General features: G+C 67.6%; 11 protein-coding genes and 1 pseudogene. 6 read left to right on the plus strand and 6 right to left on the minus strand.

The genetic code is table 11. The features are described 5' to 3' along the window. Window positions 1-26 precede the first annotated feature (26 nt). Window positions 27-1835, plus strand: a complete 1809-nt coding sequence (gene eccA / locus ACNQVK_RS07350) for a type VII secretion AAA-ATPase EccA (RefSeq protein WP_418029000.1) — start codon at window positions 27-29, stop codon at window positions 1833-1835. A 13-nt stretch (window positions 1836-1848) separates the two neighbouring features. Next, window positions 1849-2880, plus strand: a pseudogene (locus tag ACNQVK_RS07355) (AAA family ATPase); the annotation flags it as partial. Between the two features lie 6 nt (window positions 2881-2886). Here ACNQVK_RS07355 and ACNQVK_RS07360 read toward each other — a convergent pair. Then, window positions 2887-3651, minus strand: a complete 765-nt coding sequence (locus tag ACNQVK_RS07360; RefSeq protein ID WP_044522042.1) for a class I SAM-dependent methyltransferase — start codon at window positions 3649-3651, stop codon at window positions 2887-2889. 9 nt (window positions 3652-3660) lie between these two features. On the opposite strand from ACNQVK_RS07360, the gene glpK reads away from it, so the two are divergent. Beyond that, a complete protein-coding gene (gene glpK, locus ACNQVK_RS07365) occupies window positions 3661-5178 on the plus strand; it encodes a glycerol kinase GlpK (RefSeq protein ID WP_418029001.1) in 1518 nt (505 codons plus the stop codon). Here the strand turns inward: glpK and ACNQVK_RS07370 are convergent. The 3 genes from ACNQVK_RS07370 to ACNQVK_RS07380 form a co-directional block, all read right to left on the minus strand. Then, window positions 5175-5858, minus strand: coding sequence for a hypothetical protein (locus ACNQVK_RS07370; protein ID WP_418029002.1), 684 nt, complete (start codon window positions 5856-5858; stop codon window positions 5175-5177). The genes glpK and ACNQVK_RS07370 overlap by 4 nt on opposite strands. A 19-nt stretch (window positions 5859-5877) precedes the next feature. Continuing rightward, the gene (locus ACNQVK_RS07375) at window positions 5878-6621 is read right to left on the minus strand and encodes a PadR family transcriptional regulator (protein ID WP_418029003.1); all 744 of its coding nucleotides are present in this window, start codon (window positions 6619-6621) and stop codon (window positions 5878-5880) included. A 72-nt stretch (window positions 6622-6693) separates the two neighbouring features. Next, on the minus strand, window positions 6694-7212 hold the full coding sequence (locus tag ACNQVK_RS07380; RefSeq protein WP_418029004.1) for a PadR family transcriptional regulator: 519 nt from the start codon (window positions 7210-7212) through the stop codon (window positions 6694-6696). 58 nt (window positions 7213-7270) lie between these two features. Between ACNQVK_RS07380 and ACNQVK_RS07385 the strand changes: the two genes are divergently transcribed. Genes ACNQVK_RS07385 through ACNQVK_RS07395 form a run of 3 tightly spaced genes read left to right on the plus strand, consistent with a single transcriptional unit; the run spans window position 7271 to window position 10147 of the window. Further along, entirely contained in the window at window positions 7271-8581 is a 1311-nt protein-coding gene (locus ACNQVK_RS07385; RefSeq protein ID WP_418029005.1) for a carotenoid oxygenase family protein, read from the plus strand. A 9-nt stretch (window positions 8582-8590) separates the two neighbouring features. Further along, on the plus strand, window positions 8591-8968 hold the full coding sequence (locus ACNQVK_RS07390) for a hypothetical protein (RefSeq protein ID WP_418029006.1): 378 nt from the start codon (window positions 8591-8593) through the stop codon (window positions 8966-8968). A gap of 9 nt (window positions 8969-8977) precedes the next feature. Beyond that, on the plus strand, window positions 8978-10147 hold the full coding sequence (locus ACNQVK_RS07395) for a cation:proton antiporter (RefSeq protein WP_418029007.1): 1170 nt from the start codon (window positions 8978-8980) through the stop codon (window positions 10145-10147). Here ACNQVK_RS07395 and ACNQVK_RS07400 read toward each other — a convergent pair. Together ACNQVK_RS07400 and ACNQVK_RS07405 are read right to left on the minus strand one after the other, a co-directional pair. Beyond that, window positions 10119-11045 carry an AraC family transcriptional regulator gene (locus ACNQVK_RS07400; protein ID WP_418029008.1) on the minus strand — a complete coding sequence of 309 codons (927 nt, stop codon included), beginning with the start codon at window positions 11043-11045 and terminating at the stop codon, window positions 10119-10121. The two genes, ACNQVK_RS07395 and ACNQVK_RS07400, sit on opposite strands and share 29 nt — an antisense overlap. A gap of 16 nt (window positions 11046-11061) precedes the next feature. Then, entirely contained in the window at window positions 11062-11814 is a 753-nt protein-coding gene (locus ACNQVK_RS07405; protein ID WP_418029009.1) for a class I SAM-dependent methyltransferase, read from the minus strand. Window positions 11815-11834 lie beyond the last annotated feature (20 nt).

Raw genomic sequence — 11834 nt, forward strand, 5'->3', positions numbered from 1 at the left:
TGCAGTGAGGAGATGTGTCACCTCCGATGAGTGGATCTACCGATGCGCAGCGGGTTTTCGATGCCGGGGTGCTGTCGCTCGGCATTCCCATCGACGGGTTGGAGACCGAGCGCGACCTGCAGTACGCGGCACTGGCGTTCCGCCGGGCCACCGAGTACGACCCGGACATGTGCGATGCGTGGTTGGGCCGTGCGGCCACCGGTGACACCAGTCCCGAGGTCATCTACCACCTGTACCGAACCAGCACACTCTCATTGTTTCGCGAGCAGCGCCGACTCGGGCTGCCGCAACGAGCGTTGAGCGGACGCTTCCAGACCGGCCTGTACCTCGACTACCCGTTGAGCAGCAAGACCGAGATGTGGCTCGCATACGCGGCCAGCATGATTCAGGCCAAGGATTTCGACGAAGCCGAGCAGGTTCTCGACAAGCTGGAACAGACCACAACGCCGGCGGATGGCGACACCGGTGAGATCTGTGCGTACATCCGCGGCGTACTGCACTTCACCACGCAGCGCTGGCCTGACGTATTGAGTGCGTTGAGCAGTTCGGGATCCTTCACCGACAGCTATATCGGTGCCGGAGCCGATCTGATGGTCGGGTCGGCGTGCGCGCAGATGGGACTGTTCGGAGAAGGCATCCGCCGGCTCGACCGGGCGATCGAGGGCCCGGTACCCGGGGCTCGGCGGGCTGCGGAGTTCTGCAAGGGACTGACCCTGCGGGAGATGGGCGAGGAGCAGGACGCCCGGGTGATCTTCGAGCGTATCTACAGCGAGGACCCGGGATTCGAGGCGAACGCCGCCGCGCTGGCCGATCCGAAGTACCGCCTGGTGATCACCTCTAAGGAGATCGTCGACTCGCGCTCCGACCGGTGGGACCCGGCCAGTGTGCCGTCGGCAGAAGACCTGCTGGCCGACGATCTGTCGGAGCGCGGCAACGAATACCTGCGGGCCGCGCAGGAGGAACTGGATCGGCAGATCGGCCTGTCAGAGGTCAAACTTCAAGTTGCCAAACTGAAGTCGGCGGCGATGCTGGCAAAGGTTCGCGGAGACAAGGGGCTCAGCTCGGCGGCGCGCAGCCTGCACCTGGCGTTCACCGGCCCACCCGGGACCGGCAAGACCACGATCGCCCGGGTGGTCGCCCAGACCTACTGCGGGCTGGGGTTGCTCCGGACACCGAACATCGTGGAGGCCAAGCGTCACGATTTCGTCGGCCAGCATCTCGGCAGCACGGCGATCAAGACGACCGCGCTGATCGACTCGGCGATGGACGGGGTGCTGTTCATCGACGAGGCCTACACGCTGATCCAGACCGGGCTGTCCGGCGGCGACGCCTTCGGTCGTGAGGCAGTCGACACCTTGCTGGCTCGCATGGAGAACGATCGCGACCGCCTGGTCGTGATCATCGCCGGGTACGACGCCGAGATCGATCGCTTCCTGGCCTCCAATGACGGTCTGGCGTCACGGTTCACCAAGCGGATACGGTTCGGCTCGTACGGTCCCCAGGAACTCGGGGACATCGGAAAGCTGGTGGCCCGCACCAGGGATTCGGAACTGTCGGAGGCCGCCCACGAGGAACTCGTCAGCTCGTGCGTCACGCTGTGCCAGAGCGAGGCCCTCGACTCGACGGGACAACTGCGCCCCGGCATCGACCTCGCCGGCAACGGCCGGTTCGTGCGCAACGTGATCGAGGCGGCCGAGGAGGAGCGCGAGTACCGGCTCAGCGAGATCCACGGTACGAACCTGGCGGAACTCGACGAGGCGCAACTGATGCGGATCGAGCCGGCCGACATGCGGGCGGCACTCAAGCAGGTGCTCGGCATGACGGCCTCGAGTTGACCGAAAGGAAGCAGCGATGACCGATCGCGACGACGAGCGGCTCCCGCTCGGGCCGCCGGAGCAGACTCCGTTCACGTCCAGCAAGCCGGAAGCCGCGACGAGCCACCCTGCCTCGGTGGTGCCGAGCAACGGCGATCTGGGGCTGATCCGTGCTGCGCCCACCCCGAAATCTGGCTGGCGCAAGGCTGTTTACCGGGCCACCGGCATCAACCCGGGAGTCTCCGAGCAGGAGGCCAGCCGAAAGTCGCTCATCGACAGGGTCAACCAGCCGGTGGTCGGCGGTCCGTTCAACATCGCCCTGCTGTCCCAGAAGGGCGGGGTCGGCAAGACCACCACCACCGTCGGCCTGGGAGCCACGCTGGCGGCGACCCGCGGGGACCGGGTGATCGCGGTGGACGCCAACCCCGACTTCGGCACGCTGGCCCAGCGCGGGCCCAACGAATGCGCTTCCACGGTGCGCGACGTGCTCCTCGACGACGGCATATCCCGCTACTCCGACATCCGCCGGCACACCTCTCAGAGTACGAGCCGCCTCGAGATCCTCGCGTCCGAGCGGGACCCGGCCACCTCAGAAGCCTTCTCGGAGTATGACTATCGCGGCGTGCTGAGTGTGTTGCAGCGCTTCTACAACATCATCCTGACCGACTGCGGCACCGGGCTGGTGCACTCGGCGATGGCGGGCGTGCTGGATGCTGCGGACGCGATCGTGATCGTGGCCTCGCCTGCCATCGATTCGGCGCGAAGCGCGCTCGCCACATTGGATTGGCTTGAGCGCAATGGCTATTCACGCCTGGTGCCGAAGGCGGTCGTGGTGGTCAGCGCATCGAGGCCGGGCGCGCTCGGGCTCGACATGGGGCAGCTGTCCAACCATTTCCTGCCCAGGGTGCGGGCATTGCACGTGATCCCATTCGACGACCACCTCGCCGAGGGCGCCGAAGTGGACCTCGGCTTCCTCGGCGGGCCGACGCGGCAGGCCTTCCTGGAGCTGGCTTCCACCGTGGCAGATTTCTTCGCGGTGGCGCCACAGGTCAAACGACGCGCCTGAGGAGATTCACCGTGCGCGTCTGGCGATGACGATCTGGGGCAGGTTCAGTCCGCTGCGCAGCTTGAGCTCGATCGACGGGTCGGCGTGGCGGGCAAGGCTGCGCAATGCCGAGGGGCTGTAGCTGCGCAGTGAGCTGATGACACCGTCGTGCGCGAACGGGAGCACCACCGCCGCGGGCAGCATCGTTGCCAGGCGCAGCAGGTGCAGCGGGGCAGGCGGGCGCGGCAGGTCGATGATCAAGAGAGTGTCGGCAACCCGGGTGCCCTCGGCGAACACCCGCGCGGCCTGAGCCGGGCGCAGGTGGTGGAACGACAACGCGAACAGGGCCAGGTCGTAGCTGCCGTCGGCGGCGTCGATCGCAGTGGCGTCCATCTGGCGGACCTCGGCGCGGGGATGGCTGCCCAGGTCACCCGCGGCGATGCGGGCCACCGATTCCGGGTCGACGTCGGTGACGGTGACCCGTGCCGATGGATGGTCGGCCAGCAGTTGGCGAGACACCCCGCCGTGCCCGGCGCCCAACTCCAGGATTCGGGGATCGGGAACCTCGGCGACCAGATCGAGCGCGATCGCGGCGAAGCGCTGATGGTTCTTGAAGAACCGGCCGGTCCAGTCCAGCGCCCCGATCACCTGGTTCTTCACAGAGGTGTCGACATCGTCCCGGTCCAGGTACTCCGGCCGGTCGGTCTCGAGCAGCCGGTCCAGGCACGACGCGCGGAACCCGCCCCGTGGCATCCGGTCGATATCTGAGGGGTCGGGAGCCATGTAAGCCATCATGTACGAATGTCCGCGGACTTCGTAGCTGCAATCGACCAGGGCACCACCAGCACCCGATGCATGATCTTCGATCACGCCGGTGCCGAGGTGGGGCGCCATCAGCTCGAGCACCAGCAGATCCTGCCCAAGGCGGGGTGGGTGGAACACAACCCGGTCGAGATCTGGGAACGCACCTCCGCGGCGATCATGACCGCGCTGAACAAGACCAACCTGGTGGCCGGGGACCTCGCCGCGCTGGGCATCACGAATCAGCGGGAGACCACGCTGGTCTGGAACCGCCACACCGGGCGGCCGTACCACAACGCGATCGTCTGGCAGGACACCCGCACCGACCGCATCGCCGCGGCCCTGGACCGCGACGGCCGCGGTGACGTGATCCGCCGCAAGGCGGGGCTACCGCCCGCGACGTACTTCTCGGGCGGCAAGATCCAGTGGATCCTGGACAACGTCGAGGGGGTCCGGCGCGACGCGGAGAACGGTGACGCGATCTTCGGTACGCCCGACAGCTGGGTGACCTGGAACCTCACCGGTGGTTACCGCGGCGGCGTGCACGTCACCGACGTCACCAACGCCAGCCGCACCATGTTGATGAACCTGGAAACCCTGGACTGGGACGACGAACTGTTGTCCTTCTTCTCGATTCCGCGGCAGATGCTGCCCGAGATCAAGCCGTCGTCGTACCCGGCCTCGTACGGGATCACCCGCGACGATGGTCCCCTGGCCGGGCAGGTGCCGGTCACCGGAATCCTCGGCGATCAGCAGGCCGCGATGGTGGGGCAGGTGTGCCTGGAGCCCGGTGAGGCCAAGAACACTTACGGCACAGGCAATTTCCTGCTGCTCAATACGGGCGAGAAGATCGTGCGTTCGGAGAACGGGCTGCTCACCACGGTGTGCTACCAGTTCGGTGACGCGAAACCGGTTTACGCCCTTGAGGGTTCGATTGCGGTGACGGGCTCGGCGGTGCAGTGGCTGCGCGATCAGCTGGGCATCATCAGCGGTGCCGCGCAGAGCGAGGCGCTGGCCAGGCAGGTGGCCGACAACGGCGGCGTCTACTTCGTGCCGGCGTTCTCCGGGCTGTTCGCTCCCTACTGGCGCTCCGACGCGCGAGGCGTCATCGTCGGCCTGTCGCGCTTCAACACCAACGCTCACCTGGCGCGGGCCACCCTGGAGGCGATCTGCTACCAGAGCCGCGACGTGGTCGAGGCCATGGAAGCCGATTCCGGTGTGCACCTTGAGGTTCTGAAGGTGGACGGCGGTATCACCGCCAATGCGCTGTGCATGCAGATCCAGGCTGACGTGCTGGGAGTCGAGGTGGTCAAGCCCGTGGTGGCCGAGACCACGGCACTGGGCGCGGCGTACGCGGCCGGGCTCGCGGTCGGGTTCTGGGAGAGTGCCGACGACCTGCGGGCGAACTGGCAGGAGGGCCAGCGGTGGAGCCCGCAATGGGATGACGAGCAGCGTTCCGCGGGTTACGCCGGCTGGCGCAAGGCGGTTTCACGAACCCTGGATTGGGTCGAGATCTAGCGGGTCACCTGGATCTGGCACTTCTTCAGGATCGCCCCGAGTTCGTCGTAGTACTCCTTGCCGAGCAGCGCGTGCTGGGCCTTGTCGTTGCTCCTGACCGACTCGGCGATCTGTCCTGCCAGCTCGCCCATTCGGTGCGCGTGCTGCGCGACGTCGCCGTCGGTCACCTGATCGGCCTGCTCGCGGATGATCTTGGCCCAGTCGGTGAAGTCGCCGACCGTCGGACCCTGGTTGGCCTCGATCGTCGGCATGAGAGCGCCCGAACTCGCGCGGCTGGACTGCACGAGCGGATCGGCCTGACGGCAGCCCTTGTTCCCGGTGTAGGTCAGTGTGGTCACGCCGACGATGACCAGGACCGCGCACGCGGCGGCGGCAGTGGCGATCGCGACGTTACGGGGTTCGGCGTCGGGAACACGCCGCCGCCACAGCACGTGCGCGAGGACGACGGCGGCCACGCCGACCACCGTCATGATGGTGGCCTCGACGATGCTTCCCACACCGGAGGCCGATCCGACGGCCCCTAATGTCGCGGCGGCGGCGAGCAGGACCAGGAGCCACTGCCAGATGTTGCGCCGGCGCTCGTAGGAATCGACATCACGGAATTGGAGTCCGATGACCGCGCCGGCCGCGGTCAAGACTGCGACGACGGCCGGCGCGATGGTTGTCACGAGGCTGTTCACAAACGCAGCCTACGGGCCGTTACTCCTCGCCGAGGACCTGGTAGACCTCACGGCGGGCGTTGTTGACGATGTCGAGGATGCGCTGTTGCTGATCCTCGCTGGCAGTGAAGCTCGACTGCCCGACGGCGGCCATCAGCTGGCCGAGGGCGCCGCGGAGGTTCATGGCAGCGGGATCGGCGTCCTCTGTGATCTGGTCCCAGGGCGCGGTCTCGATTCCGGCTGCGGCCTGGCGGCCTTCCTCGGTCAGCTCGAAAGTCTTCTTGCTGCCCTCGGTTTCGGTCGGGGTGATCAGACCTTCGTCGACGAGCAGTTGCAGGGTCGGGTACACCGAGCCGGGGCTGGGCTTCCACAGGTTGTGACTGCGGGTGGCGATCTCCTGCGTCATCTCGTAGCCGTGCATGGGCCGTTCGGCCAGCAAGGTCAGGATGGCGGCACGCACGTCGCCGCGTCGACCGCGGCGTCCGCCGCGGCCACCCCGCCCCCGGGGTCCGCCGAATCCGAAGCCGAAGCCGCCGCGCGGCTCGAAACCGAATTCGAAGCCGCGACCGGGCCCGAAGCCCGGGCCGCCGAATCCTGGGCCGCCGAAGCCGGTCTGGCAGGTGGCGTCGACGCCGTGCTCACGGGTCGCGTCCGCCTGTGCGCGCATCTGCTCGCGCATGTCCCGGCGGGCCTGTCGGGCCTGGCGGAACATGATGCGGGCCTCTTCGCGGCCGAGTGGAACGAATCCGAAGCCGCCGTTTTGTGAATTGAATGGGTGGGTCATTGAAGTTAATCCTTCGTTGTCGGGGAGGAAGCATCGTTTGGCGCTTCCGATGCGTCAACGATATATCGGAATCTATCGGTTGTCGATAGCCTTCGTGAGTCGATGTGCCCACTCGGCCTGCATGGCGTTGAAACGCAGGCCGTACTCCAAGGCTGCGTGGCCATAGAGGTCCTCGTCGGTGTCGGACCAGGGGATGGAGGACTCCAGTTCCTTGAGGCGCGCCACTTCGGAGTCGGCGTGCGCGGCCAGTGCTGCCAGGTGCTCGCGGGCCTGGTCGCGGGGCAGTTCGCCCAGCAGGAACACCCGTAGCAGCCCGGCGCTGCGCTCGGGCGGGTCGTCGGCGGGATTGGTGATCCAGCGCTGCAGTTCGGTGCGGCCGGCCGGGGTGATCCGGTACTCCTTGCGGCCGCGGGGGCCGATTGCCGACACCTCGATCAGGCCGGCGGCGGCCAGCTTGTTGAGCTCGCCGTACAGCTGGCTCTGGGTGGCGGGCCAGACGTTCGCCATCGATTTCTCGAACCGTTTGAGCAGGTCGTACCCGCTGCCGGGGTGCTGTGCCAACAGGCCAAGTGCCGCCATGCGCAGACTCATTCCATCAGTCTACCGTCCACTATTGACATGTCAGTTGTGGAATGTCACCGTTGAGTGCATGACCTCAGCCCTGCCCATCGGCGAAACCGACTTCTTCCGGCGCGGCAACTACGCACCCGTTGCCGACGAACTCACCGAGTACGACCTGCCCGTCGACGGGGCCATCCCCGCCGAACTCGACGGCTGGTACCTGCGCAACGGCCCGAACCCGCGCCAGGCGACCGAACACTGGTTCACCGGCGACGGAATGATCCACGGCATCCGCATCGAGAACGGTGCGGCCAAGTGGTACCGCAACCGCTGGGTCCGCACCGACAGCTTCGTCAAGGACTTCCCGCTGTACAACGCCGACGGCACGCGCAACCTGCGGTCCGCGGTCGCCAACACCCACGTCGTCAACCACGCGGGCAAGACCCTGGCGCTCGTGGAGTCCTCGCTGCCCTACGAGATCACCGACGACCTGGAGACCGTGGGCGCCTACGACTTCGGCGGGAAACTGGTCGACTCGATGACCGCGCATCCCAAGATCTGCCCTACGACCGGGGAACTGCACTTCTTCGGATACGGCAGCATCCTCGAGCCCTACGTCACCTATCACCGCGCCGACGCCAACGGTGAGCTGACCATCAACCGGCCGGTGGATGTCAAGGCGCACACCATGATGCACGACTTCGCGATGACCGCGGGCCATGTGATCTTCATGGACCTGCCCGTGGTGTTCGACCTGGACATCGCGGTCAAGGGTGAAGGTGACATGCCCTACCGCTGGAGCGATGACTACGGCGCCCGGTTCGGTGTGCTGCGCCGCGACGACCCCGACGCGCCGATCCGCTGGTTCGACATCGACCCGTGCTACGTGTTCCACGTCGCCAACGCCCATGACGACGGCAATTCGATTGTGCTGCAGGCCGTTCGCTATCCGGAGCTCTGGCGCAACGATGGCGGGTTCGACGTCGAGGGCGTGCTGTGGGAATGGCGGATCGACCTGGCCACCGGGACGGTCCGCGAACGTCAGCTCGACGGTCTCGGGGTGGAGTTCCCCCGCATCGACGACCGGCTGGCCGGCCTACCGGCCCGGTACTCGGTGTCCGTCGCGGACAACGCGTGGATCCGTTACGACCTGACCAGCGGTGCCGGTGTTCGCCACGAACTCGGATCAGGCGGGCCCGGGGAAGCCGTCTTCGTCCCCGGGACGGGTCCGGCCGACGAGACCAACGGGTGGTACCTGGGCTACGTCTACAACCCCGAGCGCGACGGCAGCGACCTCGTGATCGTGGATGCGTCGGACTTCGGCGGAAAGCCTGTCGCCACCATCAAACTGCCGCGACGGGTGCCGTACGGGTTCCACGGGAACTGGATCAGCGCCTAATGTGTGCGGATGGCCGTGAAGTGGCTCGATTCTCCCGAGGGGCACGACTATGACGCCGCCGCCGACTACCTCGGCCTGATCGCCGAGCCCGGCGCTGTGGCCGATACGGTGGCGGCGCTCAAGACGGCGGAGGTGGTGTACCGCAAGGCAAAAGACATCCTGCGGGCCGCCGGACTGCCGTTGCTGCCAGAAACCAACGCCCACGTCCGCGACGACCTGTCGAAGATCAGCGCCGGCAAGCGGCTGTCGCCGATCCTGTTGGTGCGCGGCCAGGCGGTCGGCGGGGTGCGGCTACAGATCGCCGACGGCTATCACCGGGTGTGCGCGAGCTACGTCACCGACGAGAACACCCCGATACCGTGCCATCTGGTGTCCTGGCAGGCGTGACGGGCTGAGGTGGCCGGGTTCGGGTTCGACACATTGGCGCTGGTCGCGGTCATCGGCCTGACCGGACCGGTGCTGGCCGCGGTGCCGCGGTTGCGCGTCCCGGTGGTGGTCGGTGAGCTCGTCGCCGGGATCGTGGTCGGCAGAACCGGATTCGGCATCGTCGATCACACCGATCCGACCTTCACCCTGCTGGCCAACATCGGCTTCGCCCTGGTGATGTTCGTCGTCGGTACCCACGTACCGGTGCGTGACACCACGCTGCGTACCGCGATCCCCAGGGCGCTGCTGCGGGCGGTCTTCGTGGGCGCGGTGGCCGCGGTGCTCGGCGTGGTGATCGCGCGTGCGTTCGGCACCGGGCACGCGGCGCTGTACGCCGTCGTGATGGCCTCGTCGTCTGCTGCGCTGGCCCTGCCGGTCATCGACGGGCTACGCCTGGAGGGGCCGCCCGTGCTGTCCGTGACCGCTCAGATCGCGATCGCCGATGCGGCATCGATCGTGTTGCTGCCGTTGGTGATCGACATCCAACGCGCCCCGCGCGCGGCTCTGGGAGCGCTGGTCATCGCGGGCTGTGCGGGGGTGCTGTTCCTGGTGCTGCGGGCCGCGTATGCGCGGGGTCTGCGCCGCCGTCTGCACCACTATTCCGAGAAGCACAAGTTCGCGCTCGAGCTCCGGTTCAGCCTGATCTTCCTGTTCGGGCTGTCGGCCATCGCCTTGGGCACGCACGTCTCGATCATGCTCGCCGGTTTCGCGCTGGGCCTGGTGGTGTCGGCGATCGGGGAGCCCCGCCGGCTGGCCAGGCAGTTGTTCGGCATCACCGACGGATTCTTCGGCCCGTTGTTCTTCGTCTGGCTGGGTGCATCGCTGCAGGTGCGGGAACTCGCCGACCATCCCGAATTCATCGGGCTCGGTGTGGCTCTGGGCCTCGGTGCGGTGCTGGCACACGGCGCGGGCCGGCTGCTGGGTCAGCCGGCGACCCTCGCGGTGTTCTCCGCCGCCCAGCTAGGTGTCCCGGTCGCCGCCGCCACTTTGGGTACCGAACAGCATCTGTTGGCGCCGGGTGAGCCCGCGGCCCTGATGCTGGGCGCGCTGCTCACCATCGCGACCACGTCGATCGCCGGGGCGCTCGCTGCGCGCCGGGCCGCAGGTGCGGTCACACCGCCCGATGTTCGTTCGGGCTGACCCCGTAGGACCGCTTGAACGCGCTGCTCAATGCGAACGGTGTGGAGTAGCCGACCTGCCGGGCCACGGCGGCGATCGTGGCCTCGCTGCCGCGCAGCAGGTCGGCCGCGAGCGCCAGGCGCCAACCGGTGAGGAACGCGATCGGCGGTTCGCCGACCTGATCGGTGAACCTGCGGGCGAACACCGCACGCGAACATCCCACGGCTGCAGCAAGATTGCCAACGGTCCAGGGATGTGCCGGATTGTTGTAGATCAATTTGAGTGCGGGGCCGACGACGGGATCCTGTTCGGCCTGCCACCACGACGGAGCATTGCCGTCCCGGTCGAACCAGGTGCGCAGCACGCCGATCAGCAGCAGGTCGAGCAGGCGGTCGAGGTAGGCCTCCTGCCCGGGTCCGTCGCGGCCGGCTTCGACGGACAGCAGATCGATCAGCGGGGTGTCCCACTCGTCGGCTCGCAGCACCAGCACCGCCGGCAGCGCGTCGAGCAGGCGGGCGCTGACCTCGCTGCGCCCTTCGTAGGCGCAGACGATCGACTCCGATGATCCGGTCGCGCTGTTGCCCCAGCTGCGCAGGCCCAGCGACATCTCGAACTGCAGATCTTCGCCGGACAGGGTCGTGCAACGCTGGCCGGGATTGATGACGACGCTCGGCGGTGTGGCCGGATCGTCTGCGAAGACATAGTTTTCGGTGCCGCGGGTCAGTGCGACGTCGCCCGCACCCAACCGGAACGTGCCGCTGTGATCGCCGACGATGACCGCGTCACCGCGGGTCTGACAGATCAGTGCCAGGGGTGCTTCGTCGCGAATGGCCAGTGACCAGGGCGGATCCATCCGCAACCGCAGGACGAACGCGCCCCGCGCACGTACCCCGTCGAGCAGTCCGACCAGGGCGTCCACGACCGTAGGGTAGCGCTCAGCCCGGCTTGCGCGCCTCGATCAGGTGGCGCGACGAGTGCGCGACGAACGAACCGTCGGCCTCGATCTGCCGGTGCAGCGCCGCGAGCCGGTTGCGGTAGGTGTCAACCGTGAAACCGGGCACGATCCAGATGACCTTGCGCAGGAAGTACACCACCGCGCCGATGTCGAAGAACTCCACCTGAAGCCGCTCGGCACGCAGGTCGACGATGTCCAGGCCGGCGGTCCGCGCGGCGGCGGCCTCTGTTTCCGGGTCGCGGGCCCTGCGGGCCTCGGGCTGCGGGCCGAGGAAGAACTCCGTCAGCTCGAAAACGCTTGCCGGGCCGACATGTTGGGCCAGGTAGGTACCACCCGAAGCCAGCACGCGAGCGATCTCGTCCCACCACACGGTGGCCGGGTGCCGGCTGAGCACAAGATCGAATGCCGCGTCGGCGAACGGCAGCGGCGGCTCGTCGGGATCGGCGACCACGACGACGCCGCGGGGTCCGAGCAGCCGGGTCGCACGGTCGAGGTTGGGTGGCCAGGATTCGGTGGCCGCCATGGCCGGCGGGAACGTCGCCGCGCCGGCGAGAACCTCACCGCCGCCGGTCTGGATGTCCAGCGCCGAGGACGCGGTCGTCAATCTCTGGCTCATCAGGCGCTGATAGCCCCACGACGGCCGGGCCTCGGTCGCCCGGCCCTCCAGCCACGAGAAGTCCCAGCCGTCCACCGAGGCCGCGTCGGCTTCGGCCACCACCTCGTCGAACGTCACGGATCCATCTTGGCAGTGTG

It is taken from the genome of Mycobacterium sp. 134 (genome assembly GCF_048282715.1).
GTDB classification, from domain to species: domain Bacteria; phylum Actinomycetota; class Actinomycetes; order Mycobacteriales; family Mycobacteriaceae; genus Mycobacterium; species Mycobacterium septicum.